The 21,990-nt window shown below is 70.4% G+C and carries 18 protein-coding genes; 11 read left to right on the forward strand and 7 right to left on the reverse strand.

The window, feature by feature from the left end; genetic code table 11:
- Window positions 1-196: 196 nt before the first annotated feature.
- Window positions 197-760 carry a hypothetical protein gene (locus D458_RS0129155; RefSeq protein ID WP_017590254.1) on the reverse strand — a complete coding sequence of 188 codons (564 nt, stop codon included), beginning with the start codon at window positions 758-760 and terminating at the stop codon, window positions 197-199.
- A 147-nt stretch (window positions 761-907) separates the two neighbouring features.
- Here D458_RS0129155 and D458_RS0129160 point away from each other — a divergent pair, with 147 nt between their 5' ends.
- The 9 genes from D458_RS0129160 (at window position 908) to D458_RS0129200 (ending at window position 12,429) form a co-directional block, all read left to right on the forward strand.
- Window positions 908-4,228 (forward strand): phage tail protein, encoded by a 3,321-nt coding sequence (locus tag D458_RS0129160; protein ID WP_152521283.1) that lies wholly within the window; start codon window positions 908-910, stop codon window positions 4,226-4,228.
- A gap of 2 nt (window positions 4,229-4,230) precedes the next feature.
- Complete coding sequence (locus D458_RS0129165) at window positions 4,231-5,109, forward strand: hypothetical protein (RefSeq protein WP_026119794.1); 879 nt, start codon at window positions 4,231-4,233, stop codon at window positions 5,107-5,109.
- On the forward strand, window positions 5,106-8,279 hold the full coding sequence (locus D458_RS0129170) for a fibronectin type III domain-containing protein (protein ID WP_020480268.1): 3,174 nt from the start codon (window positions 5,106-5,108) through the stop codon (window positions 8,277-8,279). The genes D458_RS0129165 and D458_RS0129170 overlap by 4 nt, the downstream gene beginning before the upstream one ends.
- On the forward strand, window positions 8,276-8,893 hold the full coding sequence (locus D458_RS0129175; RefSeq protein WP_026119795.1) for a hypothetical protein: 618 nt from the start codon (window positions 8,276-8,278) through the stop codon (window positions 8,891-8,893). Before D458_RS0129170 ends, D458_RS0129175 begins: the two co-directional genes overlap by 4 nt.
- The gene (locus tag D458_RS0129180) at window positions 8,890-9,141 is read left to right on the forward strand and encodes a hypothetical protein (RefSeq protein WP_017590258.1); all 252 of its coding nucleotides are present in this window, start codon (window positions 8,890-8,892) and stop codon (window positions 9,139-9,141) included. Before D458_RS0129175 ends, D458_RS0129180 begins: the two co-directional genes overlap by 4 nt.
- Window positions 9,142-9,222: 81 nt before the next feature.
- The gene (locus D458_RS37195; RefSeq protein ID WP_026119796.1) at window positions 9,223-10,410 is read left to right on the forward strand and encodes a collagen-like domain-containing protein; all 1,188 of its coding nucleotides are present in this window, start codon (window positions 9,223-9,225) and stop codon (window positions 10,408-10,410) included.
- The gene (locus D458_RS0129190; RefSeq protein WP_017590259.1) at window positions 10,410-11,249 is read left to right on the forward strand and encodes a peptidoglycan-binding domain-containing protein; all 840 of its coding nucleotides are present in this window, start codon (window positions 10,410-10,412) and stop codon (window positions 11,247-11,249) included. Before D458_RS37195 ends, D458_RS0129190 begins: the two co-directional genes overlap by 1 nt.
- Before the next feature lie 433 nt (window positions 11,250-11,682).
- Complete coding sequence (locus D458_RS38035) at window positions 11,683-11,805, forward strand: hypothetical protein (protein WP_275042302.1); 123 nt, start codon at window positions 11,683-11,685, stop codon at window positions 11,803-11,805.
- A 168-nt stretch (window positions 11,806-11,973) separates the two neighbouring features.
- Window positions 11,974-12,429 carry a helix-turn-helix domain-containing protein gene (locus D458_RS0129200; protein ID WP_026119797.1) on the forward strand — a complete coding sequence of 152 codons (456 nt, stop codon included), beginning with the start codon at window positions 11,974-11,976 and terminating at the stop codon, window positions 12,427-12,429.
- Window positions 12,430-12,460: 31 nt separating this feature from the next.
- Here the strand turns inward: D458_RS0129200 and D458_RS0129205 are convergent, their stop codons facing one another.
- The 6 genes from D458_RS0129205 to D458_RS0129235 form a co-directional block, all read right to left on the reverse strand.
- On the reverse strand, window positions 12,461-13,234 hold the full coding sequence (locus D458_RS0129205; RefSeq protein ID WP_017590262.1) for an LIM domain-containing protein: 774 nt from the start codon (window positions 13,232-13,234) through the stop codon (window positions 12,461-12,463).
- Between the two features lie 765 nt (window positions 13,235-13,999).
- Entirely contained in the window at window positions 14,000-15,610 is a 1,611-nt protein-coding gene (locus D458_RS0129215) for an NCS1 family nucleobase:cation symporter-1 (RefSeq protein WP_017590263.1), read from the reverse strand.
- 317 nt (window positions 15,611-15,927) lie between these two features.
- A complete protein-coding gene (locus tag D458_RS0129220) occupies window positions 15,928-16,953 on the reverse strand; it encodes a TIGR03842 family LLM class F420-dependent oxidoreductase (protein ID WP_017590264.1) in 1,026 nt (341 codons plus the stop codon).
- Between the two features lie 11 nt (window positions 16,954-16,964).
- Window positions 16,965-18,371 carry a dihydropyrimidinase gene (gene hydA / locus D458_RS0129225; RefSeq protein WP_017590265.1) on the reverse strand — a complete coding sequence of 469 codons (1,407 nt, stop codon included), beginning with the start codon at window positions 18,369-18,371 and terminating at the stop codon, window positions 16,965-16,967.
- 6 nt (window positions 18,372-18,377) lie between these two features.
- Window positions 18,378-19,220: a nitrilase-related carbon-nitrogen hydrolase gene (locus D458_RS0129230; protein ID WP_017590266.1), complete on the reverse strand. Its 843-nt coding sequence runs from the start codon at window positions 19,218-19,220 to the stop codon at window positions 18,378-18,380.
- 415 nt (window positions 19,221-19,635) lie between these two features.
- Window positions 19,636-20,565: a hypothetical protein gene (locus D458_RS0129235; RefSeq protein WP_017590267.1), complete on the reverse strand. Its 930-nt coding sequence runs from the start codon at window positions 20,563-20,565 to the stop codon at window positions 19,636-19,638.
- Between the two features lie 189 nt (window positions 20,566-20,754).
- On the opposite strand from D458_RS0129235, the gene D458_RS0129240 reads away from it, so the two are divergent.
- On the forward strand, window positions 20,755-21,225 hold the full coding sequence (locus D458_RS0129240; RefSeq protein ID WP_017590268.1) for a flavodoxin family protein: 471 nt from the start codon (window positions 20,755-20,757) through the stop codon (window positions 21,223-21,225).
- 109 nt (window positions 21,226-21,334) lie between these two features.
- Window positions 21,335-21,985 carry a PH domain-containing protein gene (locus D458_RS0129245; RefSeq protein WP_017590269.1) on the forward strand — a complete coding sequence of 217 codons (651 nt, stop codon included), beginning with the start codon at window positions 21,335-21,337 and terminating at the stop codon, window positions 21,983-21,985.
- The last annotated feature ends 5 nt before the right edge of the window (window positions 21,986-21,990 follow it).

Below are 21,990 nucleotides of genomic sequence, written 5' to 3' on the forward strand. Positions count from 1 at the left end.
CCGACGAGGACGGCAAGTCCACCCTGTTCTACACCTACAAGGGCCGCGCCAACTCCGGTGTCGGCGATGGTGGAGAGGGTGAAGGCGAGGAGTGACTGACCGGGCCCGTTCACCCTGGTGTGAACGGGCCCTTCTCTCGACGGCTCAGCCGATCAGGTCGCCGGTGCCCACGGTTCGGGCCCTCGGCGAATAGCTTTTAGAGGAGAGGTTCGCAGCCCCGGACAGCCAGGTCGGACTCGTTTCGAACCTTGACCGCCTCGATGTCCTCCAGGTCGAAGGCCTTGAGGGCGGCCACCTCGACGCAGATTTCGTAGGCCACCTCACTGGAAGTCTGCCCGTCCTCTCCGTTGACGTATGGGCTGTCGTACGGGAGTGACGTGTTGACCAGGATCTCGCCGGGCTCTCCTTCCTCCCAGCCGGTGACCAGGTCCCACCACTCCCGGGGTTCGCGCTCCCCGTCCTGTCCGGGCCCCAGGGTCACAACGGCCTGTGCCTCGACATCCTCGATGAGGGAGACCTCGGGTTCCGGGGCCTCCTCCGTCTCCTCCTCGGCGGGCGCCTCCGGCTCGGGCTCAGGGCTCTGACTGGCCTCCGCCACGGCGGGCTCCTCCTCCGGAGCCCCGTTGGCCAGGGTGTCGACGATCGCGGCGCAGCTCGCCGTGATGAACATCAGCGCGAAGAAGCCTCCGCAGCCGATCCCGACCTTGGCTTTCGTGCTGAGGCTGTTCAGGGAGAAGCCGGATCTGTTCGGTGGATTCATGTGGGGGCTTTCCATCGAGAGGGTGGCGGTCGCTGGACCAGCCGTTGCATGCCGCGTCTACCTTATCAAGATCCGACCTGCTCGCCCTGGTTCGAGTCAACCGGTGCCGTTTTATTTTCCGCTGTGCGAACAAAAGGAAGAAGGACGATGACGGAGAAACAGATAGCCGTTGTGCTCATCACCGACCTGAGTAAGGTCGGTTCGGAAATTGAAAAGCAGTTGAAGAAAGCACTCGCTCCCGCAGAGAAGGTTGGGGAGTCGATCGGGCAGAAACTGACCAAGGGTTTCACCAAACAGACGGTCGCCTTCACCAAGAGCGGGCACCGGATGGCCCAGAGCTTCACCCAGGCTACGGGGCCCATAGATCGGGCCATCGCCAACTTCTCCGCGGGCTTCTCCGACGCCCGGCAGGCGGCGAGCGCTTTCACCGGTGTGGCGGGTCGGCTCGGCGGTGCGGCCCGCACGTCGGTCACCGCGGCCGAGAAGGGCTTCGACGACCTGTCGAAGACGATCGACAATACAGCCGTGCGGGTCGGTTCCGGGCTCCTGGGTGGTGTCCGGGCGCTCAGCCGTGGGACGGCGAGCCTGGGCAAGGGCGGGTACAAGGCCTTCCACCAGATGTCCGAGGGGGCCCGCCTCGTCGCCAACGGTGTTCTGGCGGCCTGGCAGTCCTATGACGGCCTCCTTCCCCGGCTGAGGGCCGTGGGCCAGGTGGGCGGTTCCACGCTGCGGGCTCTCCAGGTCGGGTTCCTGGCCGCACAGGTCAGGGCGATCAACTTCGGCCACAGCGTGGTGGAGGCAGCGGGGAACGGCCTGAGGTCCGTCAGCAAACGGATGAAGGAGCTCCGGGACACCATCAGCAACGGCTTCCGCGCGGGTATCGAGTCGGTGAAGACCTTCACCTCGAACCTCAAGCAGGCCTGGACCGAGGCGGGCGGTTTCACCGGGGTCATGAGCGCGCTCGGCCAGAGGATGAAGGACGGCTTCTCCGCCGGGGCGGCCGCGCTGACGAGCCTGCGCACGAACATCGGTCAGGCATGGAAGGACATCGGTGGGTTCAGGGGCGCGGTCAGCAGCCTGTGGAACGGCCTGCGTACGGGGGCCTCCGCGGCCGCCACCGCCTTCGGTGGGATCCGGGCCTCGGCCGCCAACGCCTTCAACTTCCTGAAGACCGTCGCCACCAACGGTTTCAACCAGATGTGGCAGAGCGCCGCGAATGCCTCCAAGGGCATCACCAACGTCTTCGCCCAGGCGTTCAAGGGGCTCACCAAGCTGGTTCCCAACCTCAATCTGGAGAACATCGGCAAGGGCATCGCCGCCGGTTTCGCCCGGCTGGACGGCATGGACATGCTCTCCTCCCGGCTCGAACGCATCACCGGGAGTGGGCAGCAGGCCGCCAAGGTCATCTCCGACCTCGCCCAGAGTGCCTCCCGGTTCAGCTTCGACCAGGCGACGGTGGGCAACTTCGGCGCCCGGCTCCTGGAGGCCGGGGTCAACGGCCAGCGGCTGATCCCAACCCTGGAGGCGATTGGCAACATCGCCGCGCACACCGGGAAGACCACCGCTGCCGGGTTCGACGAGGTCGGCAACGCCTTCCTGGAGATGTCCCGGGCGGGCACCGTCTCCCAGACCCACCTGGACTCAATGAGCAGACTCGGGATCAACGCGCTCGACATCCTCGCCAAACAGTCCGGAATGTCCTCCGCGGAAATGGCACAGCAAATCTCGAACGGTGCGATTGGCTCTCAGGAAGCCATGGACATGTTGGTGGCCGGCCTCTCCGAGGGGTCCGATTCCCTGGCCGGGTCCATGAACGACCTCAACAACACGGTGGGCGGCTCCTTCCGCAGGCTCAAGGACGAGGCCCTCGCCGCCCTGGGCACGCTCTTCGCGCCCCTCCAAGGGCCGATCAGCAGCGGGGTCGACTGGGTCATCGAGAAGCTGCAACGGCTCCCCGACTTCATGGCCGAGATGTCCGCGCTGTTCGGACCGGCCATGAGCAACCTCGGCGCCGTTTTCGCTCCACTCGCGCAGCAGATCGGTTCGGCTCTCGGTACCGCCCTGGGGCTGGCCCGGGAGGCACTCGCCGCGCTGGCTCCCCACTTCGAGAACTTCACGGCCTTCCTGCGCGAGAACAAGGAGATCGTCGCCCTGTTCGCGACGGCCATCGGTACCTTCGTGGTCGGCCTGGGGCTGGCGACCGGAGCGATCCAGCTCATGACGATCGCCAACAACCTTCTCAGGGCCTCGTTCCTGGGACACCCCATCGGCATGCTCATCGCCGGTATCGCCGCCCTGGTGGCGGGCCTGATCTACGCCTACAACAACTTCGAGGGTTTCCGGAACGTCGTGGACGCGCTCTGGGAAGGGCTGATGAGCGCGGTCGAACCCGTGGTCTCGTTCTTCCAGGAGACGGTCTGGCCGCTCCTGGTCGAGGGCTGGAACCGCCTCCTGGAAGCGGCTGCGCCCGTGGTCGAGGCGGTCAAGGAGTTCTTCGCGGGAATGGGTGAGGAGGGCGGCGCCTTCTCGGAGAAGATCACCGAGATCACCGACTGGATCGGTGAGCGCATGACCCAGCTCGCCGATATCTTCCAGGGGGTCCTGGACATCATCAGCGCGCTGTGGAGCGAGCACGGCGACACGATCATGGCCGTCGTCCAGATGTTCCTCGGGTTCGTCTCCGCCATCTGGTCCGGCGTCTGGACGGCCCTCGTCGGTGTCCTCAGCGGGGTCTGGACCATGATCCAGGGCATCATCGAGGGCGCCCTCGGGGTCATCCAGGGGATCATCAACGTCTTCGCGGGTGTCCTGACCGGTGACTGGTCCCGGGTCTGGGAGGGGATCAAACAGATCTTCTCCGGCGTCGGAACCGCCCTCGTCGGCATCGCCCAGGGTCTCTGGCAGGCGCTCGTCGGTGTCTTCAACGGTCTGAAGACCGCCCTCATGGGCATCTGGAACAGCATCTGGAACGCGGTCCGCGGACCGGTGTCCAGAGCGGTGACCGTCGTGCTCAACCTGGTCAACGGTCTCAAGAGCAAGCTCTTCAACGCGGGCAAGAACGTGGTCCGGGGCCTGATCGACGGCCTCAAGTCCATGATCTCCGGTGTCAGCGGCACCATGTCCGACATCGCGCAGAGCATCCGGGACAAACTCCCGTTCAGCCCGGCCAAGGACGGTCCCCTGCGCCGCTACCCCCCGCACCGGGGCGGGCGCAACATCGCCCGCTACCTCGCCGACGGTCTGGCCGACGAGACCCGCGCGGTGGACCGCGCGGCGCTCGGCCTCGCCGACACCATCCACGCCAGGGTGCCCGCCTCCATCGAGGTCCGTCGCCACGCCGCGAGTACGGGAGGGGCCGCCGCGGCCCAGCCCACCATCCAGGTGGTCAACCACTACCCCCAGGCCGAGCCGACCTCGGCCACCGTCAACCGTTCCCTCCAGTACGCCGCCGCGATCGGAGTGGTGTGATCATGCCCTTTCCCACCTATTCAGTGGACGGGGTCGCCCTGGACTCTCCGGGGTGGCACCTGGCCCCCGGAACCCAGCTGCGACCCCTGCCCGCGGTCCGGTCCGTCGAGGTCCGGCTGCCCGGCCGGGCCGGGGACGTACCCGTCCTGGGCCTGGACCACGAGGCCACCAGCCTCGGCCTGACCCTCAACGTCACCGACCGCGACCACCAGGGGCGCCGGGGCGGTTTCCCCGGGCTCGAAGGCAACCTGGAGGCCCTGACCGGTCTCTTCGGGACCCGGCACCGCCTCCTGGACCTGCGCTACCACGTCGACGCGCGCACCACCCGCCGTGCGGACGCCGAGGTGATCTCCTCGGCCGAACCCGAGGTCGACGTGGCCTCGGCCCGTGCCCGCCTGACCGTGCTCGTCCGGATCCCGGGCGTGTACTGGCGGGGGACGGACCTGTCCACCTGGCAGGCCCGCCTGCTCACCGACCCGCCCGAAGAGGGGACCGTGGTCAGCTGGCTCTCCGGTTCGACCGCGCCCATCACCGACGCGCAGGTGGAGATCCACGGCCGGGTAGACCGTCCCACGGTCGTGGACGTGGCCACCGGCGGCGGCTTCACCTGGCCCGGGGCGCTCAGTCCGAACCAGGGGCTGGCGGTGGACTGCGCGGCCATGCGCGCCCACCGCTTCCCGCTGGATTCCCCCGGGGAGCGTGAGGACGTCACCGGCCTGGTCAGCGGGATCGGACCGGGCTCGGCCTCCCGATGGCTCCACCTCACCCCGGCACTGGTGCGCGGCAACCCGCACCAGCGGCACGTCAGGGTCCGTGCGGACGCGGTCTCCGCGGGTGAGGCGACCGAGATCCGGATCAGCGCGAGGAGGTCCTTCCTGTGAACGGATTCGACATCCGCCTGGTGGCCCTGGCTCCCAACGGGGAGGAGCTGGGGCCGCTGCCGTATCCGAACAGTGTCGAGGTGGGCCAGCCCTACAACGACCTGCCGTCCCTGCGCGTGGACTACTCCGCCCACGCCCCGGGCGCCTCTCACCTGGAGCGGCCCTGCGAGGTGGCCGTCCAGACCTACGACCCCGGGACCGGGGAGTGGACCGAGGGGCCCGACTCCCGGTTCCTGCGGGTCAAGCGCTCCGGGGACCTGACCGACCCGACCGGTGTCCGCTCCTACCAGATGCCCGGTTACGGGTGGCAGCTGCGCAAGCTCCGCCTCTACCCGTCCGCCACCGGCACGGAGACCGAGGAAGGCAAGCGCGCCTTCGCGGGCGCCACGGTCGGCACGGTCCTGCGCACCTGGATCAACGAGGGGCGCTCCCGGGGCGCCCTGCCCGGCCTGGAGGCCGACTTCGACACCCAGCGGGACTCCGCGGGCCGGGAGTGGGACACCGCCCTGACCCTCGACTACGAACTCGGCACCGACCTGCTCTCCGTCCTGGAGGGGATGGCCGAGCAGGGAGTGTGCGACTGGCGGTTCGAGGGACGGACCCTGCGGGTGTTCGCCCCCGACACCGTGATGGCCCGCGACCTGGCCTCGGGGCCGGCCCCGGTCGATCTCAGGCTGGGCCGTGATATCACCGAGGCCCCCACCGACGCCAGCCTTGAGGACCTGGTCTCCCACCTGTTCGTGGCGGGGGACGAGGGTTTCCGGCTGGAGGTGGACAACCCCGGGGCGCAGATGCCCTGGGGGCGCTGGGAGGACTACCTCACCCAGGGCGGGGTCAGCGACGAGGGCACGGCGCGGCTGCTCGCCGGAGCCGCCCTCCAGCGCGGGGCCCGGGAACGGGTCCAGATCACCCGGGGGCTGATGCTGGGAGGCGCCCGATGGCTGCCCTGGCGGGACTACCGCCCCGGCGACCTGCTCCTGGCCCCGGACGGGGAGGGCCGCATGGCGTCGCTGCGGCTGCGCCAGATCACCCTGTCCCGCGACCAGGACGGGGCGGTCACCGGGAACCTGGTCCTCAACGACCGCTTCCTGGAGGCCGAGATCCGTCGGGCCCGACGCACCACCGCCCTGACCGGCGGAAGCGTCGGCAACGGCGGCAGCGGAGCGCAACCCGCTCCGGAGGGCCCGGACACCAGGCGCCCCGTGGCTCCCCAAGGGCTGATCGTGCACAGCGACGCCTACCTGGACGCCGACGGCGCGGCCCAGGGGTACGCCGGACTCACCTGGTCGCCCGTGGACTCGGCCATCGACGGCGGTGCCGTCGACACGGGCGCGTACCAGGTGTACGGGCGCCGCAACGTCACCGGTGAGGTGTGGCGCCGCCTGGTGTCGGTGGACCATCCCGACACCACGGTCGGCGTCTCGCCCCTGCCGGTCGGCCAGGAGTGGGCCTTCAAGGTCCGTGCGGTGTCCTCCCGCAACGGGCTGGCCGGACCGTTCGGGCCGCAGGAGGTGGTGACCCTGGCCAGTGACACGGAGGCGCCGCCGGTGCCCTCCGTCCCGCTGCTGTCCACCCGCCTGGGCGTGATCAGCGCCGAGTGGGACGGCGCCGGAGCCGAGGGCGAGCCCATGCCCGCCGACTTCCGGCACGCCCGCCTGTGGATGCGCGGCGACCAGGGCTGGGAGCACCGGTTCGACTACCAGGGGCCGCCCCGGGATCCGTGGACGGTCGAACACGGTGCCCTCACGGTCACGGCCGAAGGGCTTTCGCTGAACGGCTCGGCCACTCTGGTCCGTGACCTGGGCGGTCTCGACCAGACACTGGAGTTGGTGGCGCGCCGTGTCGACGAGGACCGGGGCACCCTGTGGCTGGCACCCCGTGCGGGCGACGCCCCGGAGCGGGGGAGCCACTACACCCCCGAGGTCCCGGTCGACCTCTACGAGGTACCCCTGGGCCAGAGCGTCGTCGTGCGGATCCAGACCCAGGGGGCCCGGGTCAGGGCGTGGCTGGACGGAACCCCCGTCCACGACGCCCCGCTGGCCTGGGGACAGCGGTTCGGCACCCGGTTCGCCATCGAGGGCATCGGTGTCGTCCTGAGTGAGGCACGTGTCCCCGCCACGGACACCTGGGAGCCGATCGCGCTCCTGGAAGGGGCGACCGCGGTCACCGTGGCCGGACAGCCCTACAACACGCCCCGCTGGTTCCGGCTGACCGCCGTCGACCGTTCGGGCAACGAGTCCGACCCGAGCGCGGAAGGGGCGGTCCGGACCGAACCCCTGGTCGACGTCGACCTCCACCCCGGCACCGTCAGGGCCGCCCACATCCGGGCCAACGCGGTGACGGCGGACAAGATCGACGTCGGCGCGATCGACGCCGGGCACATCCGGGCCGGGGCCGTCGAGAGCAGGCACATCACCGCCGACGCCGTCAACGGCAAGACGATCACCGGTGCCGTGGTGCGGTCCTCGGCCGGGCCGGGCCCGCGCTGGCAGGCGGACGGCAACGGGATCCGGTTCTGGAACCGGAGCAACCAGGTGACCTTCAACGCCAGCACCGGCACGGGCAACGTCCTGGCCACGGGTCGGTTCCAGACCGCCGCCAGCGGGAACCGGGTGTGGATCGACGGCAACCTCCGGGGCCGTCCGCGGATGGAGCTGCACACGGGTGACAGCAGCCAGGCGCAGCCCAGTGTCTTCGCGATGGGCCAGCAGTCGGACGGGTTCCCCGACGGTTCCCTGGTGGTGAGCGGCCGTGAGGAGAGGGTCAACAACACCGGCCGCGCCGACCTGGTCCTGGAGCCCGGCGGCGATTTCAAGCTGATCCAGAATCACGGGGCCAACGGCCAGGTGGGGATGCACAAGGCAGGCCGGACGCTCAGATTCCGGGGGGCCCTGCCCACCGGGATGCTGGGGGGCACCAACACCTTCATGGCCCGGGGCTTCGACCCCCAGGGGGAGAGGTGGACGGGGTGGCAGTGGTCCTGGGGGACGCCGATCCCCTCGGGGCGGTCCGCCATCCTCTTCGTTCAGCTCCGCTCCGGCGACCCCAGCGGCATGTCCATTTCCGTCAGCGGGGCGAACTCCACCGGGTTCAGGGTCGAAAAGCGCCCGTCAGGAAGTCAGCACTACTACCTGTGGGCTGTTCTCAAGGAAGGAGGGCACGGCGAATGACGACTGTGCGCATGTACTACCGGGACGACGACCGGGTGGACCTCGTCGAGGGGGAGCGGATCAGGTCGGTTCCGCTGGAGGCGGTGGCGACCCGGGTGGAACTCCTGGGATACACCGATCCGGCCGACGGCCTGGCGGCCTGCCTGGCCGAAATGGATCAGGTTGAGGACGACGACTCGCACCCCTACGACCAGGTCTACGACGCCTATCTGCCGTACCTGAGACGGGAACGGGGCTACCGGGACGCCCAGGGCACGGAGCACTCCGCACCCCGGAGCGGAACGGCCGGGGCGGAACTGCTCTCCGGCGGCACCAGTGCCGACGGGATCGGGGCCGCCGCGGAGTCCCCTCTGGACGCGGCGCTGGACGCGGCCCGCCGCAGGGCGCGCACGCAGCTGGGCGCCCCCGAACCGGGGGCGGGCCGGTCCGCGGCCGCCGTGGTGAGCGGTGCCGTGGCGATGGGCCGATCCGGCCCGGCCTCCCTGCTCGCCGAGGAGGCCGCGTCCCATGAGGAGGTCCTGGGCCGGCTCCGGAACGAGCCCTTGATCGCCGAACTCCGAGCGGAGTTCCGGGACCAGCTCGTTCCGCCGAGGGAACCAGGGGAGAGCATGTGACATCCCCTGAACCCCAGAGCAATCCCTTCTCCTCCGTGGTCACCGCGCGCGACGTCTACGACGCGACCCGCGAGACCCAGGCCGACGTACGCAACGCCCTGACCCGGCTGACGGCCCTGGAACGGGAGCACGCCGAGTTCAAACACCGACTCACCGCCCTGGAGCGCTGGCGCTACGCACTCCCGATCACCGGGATAAGCGCCGCCCTGGCCGCTCTGGGCGCGGTCCTCACCGCCCTGATCGGCTGACGCCCGCCGGGTCCCGCCCGCACCGCGGCCGGGACCCGGCCGCCGTCCGACCCCTTTCTCTTCTCTCCGAAGGAGCCCGCCTTGCCTGTCCCCCTGTCCAACCTGCCCGACGACTTCCACCGCGTCCGCGTCCGCGGCCGCTGGGCGCTGCTCCGCGGCGAGCACGCCCAGGGCATGGTCACCTTCCGCCCCAGTGTCGAATGGCTGATCTCCCCCGAACACGACCTGATCATCATGGGTGTCGACCTGGTCGAACCTATCGACGCTCAGGGCGAGGTGGACCTTAAACTGCCCGCCACCGACGACCCCGGCCTGGTCGGTACCCCCTTCCACTACGAGGTGGTGGTGGAGATCCCCGGGCTGGACCCCTACGAGTTCTCCCTCGTGGTCCCGCACGCCGCGGAGGAGGTGGACCTGTCGGCGGTGATCCCGCCCGGTCCCGAACACCCCGAACCGCCCGAGCCCTACGTTCTCAGCGTGAACGGGGAGACCGGCCACGTGTACGTTCCCGAGGGGCCGCCCGGAGAACGGGGGCACCAGGGCGACCAGGGGCCGCAGGGCGAGCAGGGCCCCGAGGGCGAACGCGGCCCCCGGGGCGAGACCGGTCCGCGCGGACCGGTCGGCCCCGGCCTGGCCCCGCTGGGCGAGCTCGAGAGTACCGGCGACCTGCCCGAGGAGGGTGAACGCCTGGGCGACGCCTACCTGATCGACGGGGCCCTGCACGCTTGGAACGGCGACGCCTGGCAGGACACGGGACCGCTACGGGGTGCGGACGGGCGCGACGTCCACCTCCGCAGGGGCCAGGACGCCCTCCAGTGGCGCCGCACCGGGCAGGAGTGGTCGGACCTGGTGGACCTGGCCGACATCACCGGCCCGGCCGGCAGCGACGGCACCGACGGCGAGACCGGTCCGCGCGGCCCGCGCGGAGACCGGGGGCAGGCCGGGGACGCGTCCTGGACCTGGTCGGCGCCGCACGGGGGCGCCGACCCGCCGCAGGCCGTGGCGCACCGCCACCACAACACCCTGGGAGAGGAGCGCGAGCTGGTCTCCCTGCACGCCGCGGTGGGTACCGTCGGCAACGCCGACATCGTGGTGGCCCTGGACCGCAACGGTACGCAGATCGGAGTCGCCACGATCCCGGGAGGCGCTCACTCGTCCCCGGTGGTGGGGCTGCAGGAGTCCCTGGGGGCCGGGGAGTACCTGCAAACCCGTGTGGTGCAGGGTGACGCCGGCGCTCGTGCGCTCACGGTGGAAGTGCGGGTGTTCTGATGCCGACCTTCGCCTTCAACACCTGCGGCGGCGCTCCGGGGCACCTGGTCACCGCGGGGGGAGAGAACCCCCACGGCGACGCCTGGCACGCCGTCGAAGGGCATGTGGCCTATGACGAGCGGCCGGACCGTTCCTGGCCCGCCATCCGCCTGGGCTCGCCGGTCGCGGGGCCCTCCTCGGTCGAGCTGCCTGCGGCGGGGGTGAGCACGGTCTCGGTCTACCTGTGGGTGCCCGCCGGGGGCCGGTGCGTGCTCTCCCTGCGGCGTGCCGGCGGTTCGGCACCGGCCGTCGAGTGGGACGCTGACGCGTTGCGGCTCGGCGGGCAGCAGTTGCCGGAAGCGGAGGACGCCCGGGCCCGGGGCCGGCTGGTCCGGGCACAGATCAGGGTGCGTTCGGAAGGTACGGACTACCGGCTCAACCACCGCAACCCCGAACTGACCGCCCCCGACCTGGAGGCCGAGGGGCCGGCCACGGGCACGGGCGACCGGGTGGCGGTCGCCGTGCCCGCGGGGCACACGGCTTGGATGATCCAGCTCCGGGCGGGTTCCGGCCCCTGGCCGGGGAGCGCGATCCTGCGCCACGGCTCGGAGTTCACCCGTGAGGTGACCCTGCTCCAGGAGGACCTCCTGGCGGCCGGGTACGAGCTGCCGCAGTTCGGCGCCGACGGCGACTACGGAAACGAGACGGTCGACGCGGTCATGGCCTTCCAGAGCGATCACGGCCTGCTGTCGGACGGCTCGGTCGGGCAGGAGAGTCGCGGGGTGCTGAACGCACTGCTGAACTCGGACCGGTACACGACCCCGGACGGGCACACGGGCTGGGGGATTCCGATGAGGTGAGCGGGGACGGGCGTGCGCGGAGCTTCTTTCGCGCACGCCCGTTTTCGGCGTGCGGATTCTGCCATCGGGCCGGGGCGGTGACAAGGGGGTGGGTGGGTTTACTCGTTGCGATGGCCGAAAGCGGCCATTTGACGCTGAGGAAAGAAGTCCCAGGTGCGACGGGGTCCCACCTCTCGAATGTATCGAACGTGCGTTCGATAACACCTCTGGTTTCCCCTTGCCCCTTGCGATCCGATCGTGTTCGGTGATCATCTATGGACGTTTGGCATGAGAGTAGTGGAACGAGGTACGAATTCTGATGGCTTTGGGCCGGGGTGTGACTGAAGAGGGCCGGGTGGTCTTCCAAGCCCGTGCTCCGGAGGAACTGCCGGGAGTGGTGGTCACCGTGGGCGGGCCCGCTGGGCTGGTCGTTCTCGTTCGCGAGGGGGTGCCCGTGAGTGAGGTGATGGCAGACGCCCGAGCCCTGTTGGACGAGGTGCGGCTGGTGGCCCTTCGCGGGTGGCTCGACGGTCGCAGGGTCGCGAGGGCCGAGGGGGTCGAGTACTCGAAGGTGTAACTGGCAAACTTTGGCAAAGTTGTAACCAGGGTGGATGGTCGAGGTTTCTTCGACTTCCCCAGCCATCGGGATTTGGTTGGCATCTTCCAGCTGTTTCCGGGGGTCCGCTATTGGGCAACTTTGCCAAACTATGCATCAATTGGGTCAAGTTTGGCTTAGTGTTGGGTTATGTCGAAGGAAACCCCACTCACTGATCTCCACTACGACCTTCTCGACCGGGCCATGGACGAGCGGCGGCTGGCGCTGGGTATGCGATGGCGTGACCTCGCCGACCGGGCGGGCCTGTCCGGGCAGGCGCTGCGCGACATCAGGCGAGGGCGCAGCGTGCCCAGGGATCTCACTGCCCGCAACCTCGAAGACGCCCTCGGCTGGAACCGCGGATCCATCCAGCGCGTACTCCGGGGGGACGAACCTGAGGTGGCGGCCGCACCGCCGCCCGCGGGTGCCTCGGACGGGCTGAGCTGGTGGGCCGACGGGGACGCGACGTGTTACGAACTCACACGCAGTATCGGTGGCAATCCCTTCTCCGCGCGCCTGGTGGTGCGGGACGGCCGTTCCCGGGAGCAGGTGGAGAAGGAGCTGCGCAAGGTGGTCGAACTGGCCCGGATCCAGCTGGAGACCTGACTCTTCGCGGTGTGCGCCGCTGCGGTGCCGTTCAGGCGGCGGAGGAGTCCAGATAGGCGTCCAGGACGTCCCCCAGCGAGTACAGCGGCCGGTCGGCCGACCCTCGCTGCTTCACGGTGATCCTGCCCCGGCGGGCGTAACCGCGCACGGCCGCGGCGCTCACGTCGTGACCGAGCACGCGCAGGGAGCGGGCGCCCTCGGCTGCGGTGACGAGCCGGTCCCCGGCGGCGCGCAGCAGGCGTTCACGGCCTTCGGAGACCGTGAGCTCGGTCCCGCATTCACGGCAGCGGGTGCGGTCGGCCCCGGCGCGGGCGTAACAGGGTTTTCCGCACCTTGCGCACACGCCGGCCAGGACGCGTTCCGTGGGCAGGTCCACGGAGCGTTCGGCCTGAGCCACGGCGGAGACGATCTCGTCGACGCACTCCGCGCCGATGTCGGAGCGGCGCAGCCACTGGACGAAGCGGCCCAGCCAGCGTGCCATGGACGCGAGGTCGTCCTGCGGGAGCCCGCCGCCGATCTCCTCCTGGAGGAGCCGGCACCAGGTGGAGAGCGTGTTGCGCAGGACCGCGGCCGCCTCGGACGCCCGGGGGTCGTAGGCCAGCGGGGTCTCGGTGGAGCGGCGCCCCAGGTTTCCCGGTCCGGTGCGGTGCTGCCGGGCCAGCGTCAGGTCCAGGTCGACCGCCAGCCCGTCCTCTTCGCCGACCTTGAGGAGGGCCAGGCGCAACTCCTCCGTGCATCCGGCGCACACGTAGGCGTCGTCGGCGATCGGATTGGCGCAGGAGGGGACGTCACAGGGGATGAGCACGGTTCTCCGTTCACGAGCGAGCAGGCAAGCAAGAGCAAGTTAGCCAAAGTTTGCAAAAGTTGCAAGGGTGATCGGAGGGCAGAAGGCGTGCAGATCCTCTTTGTTTTCAGGGTTTATCGCGCGTTTTGGCTGCTCTCTCTAACTCTGGGCTCGAGCAAGTTGAGCAAACTTGGTGCCAGATTTATGGTGTGTGTCTCGTCGGCGGCGCGGGCGTGTAACCCGTGATTCGCGTGTGACGCGCGTGCGTCCGTGCGGCTGTATGCGGCCACCGGGGCGGTTTCGGGCTCCCGGGGGCAATCGGGTCGGGTGGATCGGCGCCTTGGGGCTGTCGTTCCTGGTCTGGGCGGTGGCGGTGATCAGCCTGATCACCGCGGTCGTCGCGCTTGTCGCCTACAACGACCTGAACGGCAGCTTCCTGCGCTCGGGTCCGGAGAAGGAGCTTCAGAAGGCCCTGCTGCGGGGTGGCGTGGGCTGGTCGGTGCTGTTCGCCGCGGCCTGTGCCGGCCTCGGTGCCCGCCTCTACCAGTTGAACGACAACGCCCGTCCGGGGGAGCCGCGGGCGATCTATCGGACGACGGTCGCGGTGGCCGGATTTCACCTGGTCGTCACCGGATGGGCGCTGAACGGCGCCTGGGGCAACTGGATGGACGTCTCTGACCGGCCGCAGGGCACGGGCTTCCGAACAAGAAGCGGTGTCGAGGGCGGACACACGAAGGGCGCCGCCCGGCGGAGACCGCCGAGCGGCGCCCTGGAGGCGGGGCCGGCTCAGGAGGCGGGGTCGGCCGTTCGCTCGGCGGCGTCGCGCTCGGCCGCCACCTGGCGCCGGTCGGGGAGGAACCGGCCCAGGGCCCAGTGCAGCAGCAGCGCGCTGATCAGGGCCACCACCCAGCCGTAGTCGGCCAGCGGGGCCAGGAAGCCGATGAACGGCCCCTCCGGGCCCACGGGCAGGTCGGCGCCGCCCACGGCCAGCAGGGCGCCCGTGCCGAAGGCGACCATGGCGCGCCAGTTCCAGCCGCCCGAGTACCAGTACTCGGAGCCGCGCGTGTACAGCGCGGGCAGGTTGATCCGCGTGCGGCGCAGCAGCCAGTAGTCCGCGAGCAGGATGCCGGCGACGGCGCCGAGCAGGCTGCCGACCGTGCCCAGCCAGGTGAAGATGTACACGTTCTCGTTCTCGATGAGCTTCCAGGGGAAGATCATGACGCCGAGGAAGGACGTGATGATCGCGCCGGTACGGAAGCTGATCCAGCTCGGCTTCAGGTTGGCCAGGTCGTAGGCGGGGCCCACCAGGTTCGCGGCGATGTTGGTGGAGACGGTCGCCAGCAGCACGACGAAGATCGAGAAGAGCAGGCCGATGCCGCTCTCCATCTGGTTGACGACGTCGATCGGGTTCCACAGCGGGGCGTCGTACACGACGGAGGTACCGGCGGTCACCATGACCGCGATCAGTGAGAACAGCGCCATCGTGGTGGGCAGGCCCAGCGACTGGCCCACGACCTGCGCGCGCTGCGAGGAGGCGAACCGGGTGAAGTCGCTGATGTTCAGGGTCAGGGTCGCCCAGTAGCCGATCACACCCATCAGGGACGGGAAGAACAGCAGCCAGAAGGACGGGCCCCAGTCCACGCCGCCCTCGGCGGCCAGCATCGGACCGAAGCCGCCCGCCTCGACCGCCATCCACACCAGCAGGGCGACACCGCCGACCGCCATCAGCGGGGCGGCCCACACCTGGACCCGGCGCACACCCTCCATGCCCCAGAGGATGATCGCGACCTGCACCAGCCAGAACAGCCCGAAGGACAGCCACAGGGTCCAGGGGTTGCCGCCGATCTCGGACGCGTTCATCCAGCTGTCACCGAACAGGCGGCCGGTCAGGACGTACACGCCCTGACCGCCGATCCACGTCTGGATGCCGTACCAGCCGCAGGCGACCGCGCCGCGCAGCAGGGCCGGCAGGTTGGCGCCGCGCAGGCCGAAGGAGGAGCGCGCGAACACGGGGAACGGGATGCCGTACTTGGCGCCGGCGTGACCGGTCAGCACCATCGGCAGCAGCACGACGAGGTTGCCCAGGACGATCGTGACCATCGCCTGGCGCCAGTCCATCCCCGCCGCGATCAGCCCGCTGGCCAGCGTCCACGCGGGGATGCTGACCGACATGCTCACCCACAGGGCGGTGAAGCTCCCGGTGCCCCAGGTCCGCTCGGACATGGGGACGGGCTGGAGGTCGTCGTTGACGAACGGGCTCGCGGGCAGTGTGGTGCCCTCGGGCATCGACACACGGCCGTCGGGGTGGGTGACCTGCGAGGTCGACTCGGGTGCGGTCGCACCGGAGGCGGCGGGCCCGGGCGCGGGGGGTTCGGGTGTGGGAGGTGCTGAGGACATGGGTCACCTGCGTCGGTTCGGTGGTGCTGACGGGGAGCGGTGTGCGCGGGCGGTGGCACTGGGCCCGCGCGTGCGGGGCCTGTGGTGGGGACCGGTGGCGGGGCCTGCGGTGGCACCCGAAGGCCCCGGAACGCTTCCAGGCCGTCGAATATCCTCGCACGTCATCCGTGGCGCGGGGACTCGGCTCCGCGCGGACTCCGTGGTGCGGGCCCGCGGGCCGGTCCCCGCTGCGGCGGGGCGGCCCGCGGACCGTGCTGCCGGTGCCGCGCGTGGACGGTGTGCGCGACGTCGGTCGGAGCGGTGTTTCGGGAGCCGGGTCAGGGCACGGTCTCTCCCGACACCGCAGGGACGACGTCCCGTCCGTAGGCGTCGATCACACCGTCGACGTCGTCGTGCATCGCGTAGACCGCGAACTGGTCCACCCCCGCGGCGCGCAGCCGCTCCAACTTCTCCACGTGCGCCGACACCGGGCCGACCAGGCAGAACCGGTCCACGATGGCGTCGGGCACGAAGTCGGTGTCCGGGTTGTCGACCCGGCCGTGGTGGCTGTAGTCGTAGCCCTCGCGGGCCTTGACGTAGTCCGTGAGCTCCTGGGGCACCATGTCCGAGTGCTCGCCGTACCGGGCCACGAGGTCGGCGACGTGGTTGCCGACCATCCCGCCGAACCAGCGGCACTGCTCCCGGGCGTGTGCCAGGCCGGCCTCGGAGCCGTCGGTGACGTAGGCGGGGGCCGCCACGCACACCTTCACCTCGTCGGGGTCGCGTCCGGCGTCCGCGGCGGCCGCGCGCACCGCCCGGACCATCCACTCGGTCAGGTACGGGTCGGCGAGCTGGAGGATGAAGCCGTCCGCCTGGCGGCCGACCAGGTCCAGTGCCTTGGGGCCGTAGGCGCCCATCCACACCGGAAGGGAGCCGTCGCGCACCCAGGGGATGCGCATGTTCGCGCCGTCGACGTCCGCCTCGCGGCCCTCGGCGAGGTCCTTGATCGCGGTCATCGCCTCGGAGAGCCGGGCCAGGGTGGCGGGCCTGCGGCCCGCGACCCGCATCGCCGAGTCCCCGCGGCCGATCCCGCACACCGTCCGGTTCCCGTACATGTCGTTGAGGGTGGCGAACAGCGACGCCGTCACCTCCCACGTGCGGGTGCCCGGGTTGGTCACCATGGGACCGACCGTCAGGTTCTCGGTCCGGTCCAGGATGCGGCTGTAGATGACGAACGGCTCCTGCCAGAGCACCACCGAGTCGAAGGTCCAGCCGTGCGTGAACCCCTGCCTCTCGGCGCGCACCATCCGCTCCACCAGCAGGTCGGCGGGCGGGTCCGTCTGGAGGACGAGTCCGATGTCCATGTGAACCCTCCTCAGATCAGGTACTGGCAGGTGGACCTGGGCACGTACCGGCCGTCGCCGGCGCTGCCCAGGTAGGAGCCCCGGTCCACGATCACGCGGCCCCGCGAGAGCACGGTGCGGGCCCGGCCCGTCACCTTCCTGCCCTCGTACGCGGAGTAGTCCACGTTCATGTGGTGGGTCTCGGCGGAGAGGGTCTGCTCGGCGCCGGGGTCGTAGACCACCAGGTCGGCGTCGGCGCCCGGGGCGACGGTGCCCTTCTTCGGGTACATCCCGAACATGCGCGCCGGGGTGGCGCAGGCCAGCTCGATCCACCGCCTGCGGCTGATGTGCCCCTCCACCACGGCCTGGTGCAGCAGGTCCATCCGGTGCTCCACACCCGGCATGCCGTTGGGGATCTTGGAGAAGTCGCCCACGCCCATGTCCTTCTGCCCGACGAAGCAGAAGGGGCAGTGGTCGGTGGAGACCACGGACAGGTCGTTGGTGCGCAGTGCCCGCCACAGGTGCGCCTGGTGCTCCTTGGGCCGCAGCGGCGTGGAGCACACGTACTTGGCGCCCTCGAAGTCCGGCTCGGCGAGGTTGTCCGTGGACAGGAACAGGTACTGCGGACAGGTCTCCCCGAACACGTTGAGGCCCTTGTCCCGGGCCCGGGACAGCTCCTCCACGGCCTCGTTCGCGGACACGTGCACGACGTACAGGGGCGCGCCCGCCACCCGGGCCAGCTGGATGGCGCGGTGGGTGGCCTCGGACTCCAGCAGGGCCTTGCGGACCTCGCCGTGGTAGCGCGGATCCGTCTTTCCCTCGGCCAGGGCCTGTTCGACCAGGACGTCGATGGCGATGCCGTTCTCGGCGTGCATCATGGTGAGCGCGCCGTTGGCGGCGCCGCGCTGCATGGCCCGCAGGATTTGGCCGTCGTCGCTGTAGAACACGCCCGGGTAGGCCATGAAGAGCTTGAACGAGGTGATGCCCTCGTCGACGAGCACGTCCATCTCCTTGAGGGAGGACTCGTTGACGTCGGACAGGATGGCGTGGAAGGCGTAGTCGATCGCGCAGTTGCCGTCGGCCTTGGCCATCCACGCGTCCACCCCCGCGCGTACGGACTCGCCGGGCCGCTGGATGGCGAAGTCGACGATGGTGGTGGTGCCGCCCCAGGCCGCGGCCCGGGTGCCGGTCTCGAAGGTGTCGGCGGAGTAGGTGCCGCCGAACGGCATCTCCATGTGGGTGTGGCCGTCGACCCCGCCCGGGACGACGTAGTGGCCGGTGGCGTCGATCGTCTCGGCGCCGCTGTCGGCCCAGGTCCGGGCCGGTTCGCTGCCGCGCAGGGCGAGGGCGGCGACCTTGCCGTCCTCGACGAGGACGTCCGCCTCCAGCTCCTCGGACGCGGTGACGACCAGCCCGCCGCTGATGAGGGTTCGTGTCATGGGCCCCTACCCCTCGACCAGGGGGCCGTAGGCGTCCGGGCGGCGGTCCCGGTAGAACGCCCACTGCTGGCGGACCTCGTCGATCAGGCCGAGGTCGAGGTCGCGTACGACCAGCTCGGCATCGGTGTCGGAGGCGACGTCGCCGACGAACTGGCCGCGCGGGTCCACGAAGTAACTGGTGCCGTAGAAGTCGTTGTCGCCGTACTCCTCCCGGCCCACCCGGTTGATGGCCGCGACGAAGTAGGCGTTGGCGACCGCGGAGGCGGGCTGTTCCAGCTTCCACAGGTAGGAGGACAGGCCGCGGTGGGTCGCCGACGGGTTGTAGACCAGCTGGGCCCCGGCCAGGCCGAGCGCGCGCCAGCCCTCGGGGAAGTGCCGGTCGTAGCAGATGTAGACGCCGATCCTGCCGACCGCCGTGTCGAAGACCGGCCAGCCGAGGTTGCCGGGACGGAAGTAGTACTTCTCCCAGAAGCCCTTGACCTGGGGGATGTGGTGCTTGCGGTACTTGCCGAGATAGGTCCCGTCGGTGTCGATGACGGCGGCGGTGTTGTAGTAGAAGCCGGGCTGGTCGACCTCGAAGACCGGCAGCACCATCACCATGTTCAGCTCCTCGGCGAGCGCCTTGAAGCGGGTGATCGTGGGGCCGTCGGGGACGGCCTCGGCCCAGCGGTAGTGCTCGGCCTCCTGCACCTGGCAGAAGTAGGGGGCGTTGAAGACCTCCTGGAACCCGATGACCTTCGCCCCCTGTGCGGCGGCGTCCCGCGCGTACTTCTCGTGGGCGGCCGTCATGGATGCGGAGTCCCCGGTCCACTCGGTCTGTACGAGTGCGGCCCGGACGGTGTGCGGCATGGTTCCCTCGCTCCTCTTCGAGCGCCGCCCGGTTCGGGGCGGCGGAGAACGCTTGGTGCATCCGCGTGTGGCCTGTCCGCACCGGTGCGGCCCGGGTGTGCTCCGGGTCGCCGCCCGGGCCGAGGACCGGGCCGGTACACCGTGTGCGAGCTGGTTGGCGCGTCGTAGAGGTCGCACCCTAGGTAAGAGGGGAACGGCAGGTCAATGTCCGACATCCCCGCGGCTCCGATACGCATGGACGAACCGCGTGTGCAGGGGTGACGCGTGGGGAGCATGTCCTTTCTGTGGTGGTATCGATTCAGAGGAACCGACAGGTTTCACCACCCAGGACTCGCGAATTTCATGTCTGCGCACATATGACGGAGGGCCACCGGGCGGATGCCCGGCGGCCCTCATCCACGTGTGCTCGGCGGCGTCAGCCCGTCACGTCGACGTCGACCTCGTCGCCGCCCAGGTACTCGGCGCTCAGACCCATGTGGGAGACCTCCGAGGGGTCCTGCACGTCGAAGACGATCGCCACCACCACGGACTCGCCCGGGGAGACCTCGACACCCATGGGCACGCTGTCGTCGTAGCTCAGGGTGGCGCTGTAGTCCTCGCCGATCTCCTGGCCCGAGTACGTGTACAGGTGCTGCTCGTCGCGCCAGAACTCGATGTCCTCGGTGCCGGCGGGCGCCACCTCGACGTGCATCACCACGTACTCGTGGAGCGGGGTGAAGTACCCGACCTCGGTGAGGCCGGTCTCGACCTCCACGATGGTGAAGAGCATGCCGTTGTGCTCGATCTGCTCGTTCAGCGCGGGCATGTCCGGGTTCGAGCGCTCCTCGTTCCCGAGGCCGGTGCTGGTCGCGCCGGCGGACCCGCCCCCCTCGCCCTCCTCGGTCGTGGAGGGGCCGCTGGAGCCGCCGGAGTCGTCACTGTCGGCGAAGACGAAGACGAGCAGCAGGACCAGGACCACGCCGATGACGAAGAGGCCGCCGCAGCCCAGGCTGATCCACAGCCACGGGGAGGTCTTCTTGGCCGCGGGGGGCGGCGGGGGGTAGGCGCCGCCGTAGGGGCCTCCCTGGGGGTTTCCGCCGTACGGGTCACCGCCGTAGGGGCCACCCGGGCCACCGGGTCCACCGCCGTAGGGGCCGCCGGGCCCGCCGCCGTACGGGTCACCGCCGTAGGGGCCGCCGGGGGGCATCCCGCCGGGCGGGGGAGGGCCCATCGGGGGCTGACCGCCGCCGGGCGGCATCCCGCCCTGGGGCGGGGGGCCCATGGGCGGCTGGCCGCCGGTCGGGGGCATGCCGTTCGGCGGGCCCTGGTAGGGGCCGCCGGGGCCGTTGGGAGGAGGCTGGTTCATGCGGTCCTGGACTTTCTTCCACGGTGGTTGCTGAGAGCGGGAGCGTGCGACCGGGGGGATGCGAGGACGGCTGAACTGCGAGCCCGTCCGGGCCGGATGGCCGGAGTCAGGGGGCCTGGTCCGCACCGAAGTCTCTGACGCGGCCGAAGGCCGACCGGTTCCGGCTCGGGCACTCCCTACTGTGGGTGCATGGCACGACTGCTCATCGTTCACCACACGGTTTCACCCGCCACCCGGGAACTTCTGGACGGGGTGCTCGACGGTGCCCGTACCGACGATATCGAAGGCGTACGAGTCCAGGTCAAGGCTGCGCTGGCCGCGACCGTCACGGACCTCCTGGAGGCCGACGCGGTGGTCCTCGGCACCCCGGCCAACATCGGCTACATGTCCGGTGCCCTGAAGCACTTCTTCGACACGGTGTACTACCAGGCCCAGGCGGACACCCTGGGGCTGCCGTACACGCTCTACGTGCACGGCGACAACGACACCTCGGGGGCGGTGCGCTCGGTGGAGTCCGTCGCCAAGGGCATGGGGTGGAGCCGGCACCGGCCCCCGGTCACCGTCACGGGCCGTCCGGACGCGGCCGCCCGCGAGTCCTGCTGGGAGCTGGGCGCGGTCACCGCCCTCGCCGCCCTGGAACACGCGGAGGCGCGGGCGTAGCACGTGAGCGGGGCGGCCCGTGTGGCCACCGGACGCGGCGGGTGGTTATTTTTGGGGTGCTCCACTGACGGCTCCCGACCGTGGGAGCCCCGACGGATCGGCATCCCCCGTGCACGAAGCCCTGTCCCCGCCTCCCTCGCCCGTCACGATCCGCAACCGCGGCTTCGTGTTGGTCTGCGGCATCATCCTCCTGATGGCGCTCGGTTTCGCGTCGATGCTCGTGTTCGCTCCGGGGGGCGTCGCGGCCGATGAGGGGGCGCTCCCGGGCGAGGCCTGGGTCGTCTTCGTCGTCGTGGGCCTCTTCGGCGCCTTCTCCTACGTGCTCGGAGTCCACCCGCTGGTGCGGCTGTCCGAGGAGGGCCTCGAGCTGCGGGGCGTCCTGACGACCGCGTTCGTGCCCTGGGCGGAGGTCGAGACCCTGGACGCGGAGGGCCGGGGCAGGTTCGTGGTCGGTCTCCCCGACGATCGGGAAACCCGGGAAGGGACTGCGCCGGAGGCGACCTTTGAGGGTGGTGGGCGGCGGGCGGCCGACCACTTCCACTACGGGCAGTCGCTCGGCGGGGATCTCATACGCTACCGGCACCACCGGCGCGTGGTCCGGCGGATCGAGGCCTTCCGCGAGCGGATCGGCGAGGGGGCGGCGACCGGCCGCGCCTCCGAGATCGTGTTCACCCCGCCGGTGCTCCCGGCCCTCTGGGCCTTCCTGGCCTGCCAGGTCCCCCTCGCCGCGGGGTTCGTGCTCTCCCTCTTCGCCGGTTGAGACCG

Origin of the sequence: Nocardiopsis ganjiahuensis DSM 45031 (assembly GCF_000341085.1) — a bacterium.
GTDB lineage: Bacteria > Actinomycetota > Actinomycetes > Streptosporangiales > Streptosporangiaceae > Nocardiopsis > Nocardiopsis ganjiahuensis.

Bases quoted from the DNA above. Each gene is read 5' to 3' on its own strand.
- D458_RS0129155 (WP_017590254.1), bottom strand. From the start codon at position 760: ATGAATCCACCGAACAGATCCGGCTTCTCCCTGAACAGCCTCAGCACG.
- D458_RS0129160 (WP_152521283.1), top strand. From the start codon at position 908: ATGACGGAGAAACAGATAGCCGTTGTGCTCATCACCGACCTGAGTAAG.
- D458_RS0129165 (WP_026119794.1), top strand. From the start codon at position 4,231: ATGCCCTTTCCCACCTATTCAGTGGACGGGGTCGCCCTGGACTCTCCG.
- D458_RS0129175 (WP_026119795.1), top strand. From the start codon at position 8,276: ATGACGACTGTGCGCATGTACTACCGGGACGACGACCGGGTGGACCTC.
- D458_RS0129190 (WP_017590259.1), top strand. From the start codon at position 10,410: ATGCCGACCTTCGCCTTCAACACCTGCGGCGGCGCTCCGGGGCACCTG.
- D458_RS0129200 (WP_026119797.1), top strand. From the start codon at position 11,974: ATGTCGAAGGAAACCCCACTCACTGATCTCCACTACGACCTTCTCGAC.
- D458_RS0129215 (WP_017590263.1), bottom strand. From the start codon at position 15,610: ATGTCCTCAGCACCTCCCACACCCGAACCCCCCGCGCCCGGGCCCGCC.
- D458_RS0129220 (WP_017590264.1), bottom strand. From the start codon at position 16,953: ATGGACATCGGACTCGTCCTCCAGACGGACCCGCCCGCCGACCTGCTG.
- hydA (WP_017590265.1), bottom strand. From the start codon at position 18,371: ATGACACGAACCCTCATCAGCGGCGGGCTGGTCGTCACCGCGTCCGAG.
- D458_RS0129230 (WP_017590266.1), bottom strand. From the start codon at position 19,220: ATGCCGCACACCGTCCGGGCCGCACTCGTACAGACCGAGTGGACCGGG.
- D458_RS0129235 (WP_017590267.1), bottom strand. From the start codon at position 20,565: ATGAACCAGCCTCCTCCCAACGGCCCCGGCGGCCCCTACCAGGGCCCG.
- D458_RS0129240 (WP_017590268.1), top strand. From the start codon at position 20,755: ATGGCACGACTGCTCATCGTTCACCACACGGTTTCACCCGCCACCCGG.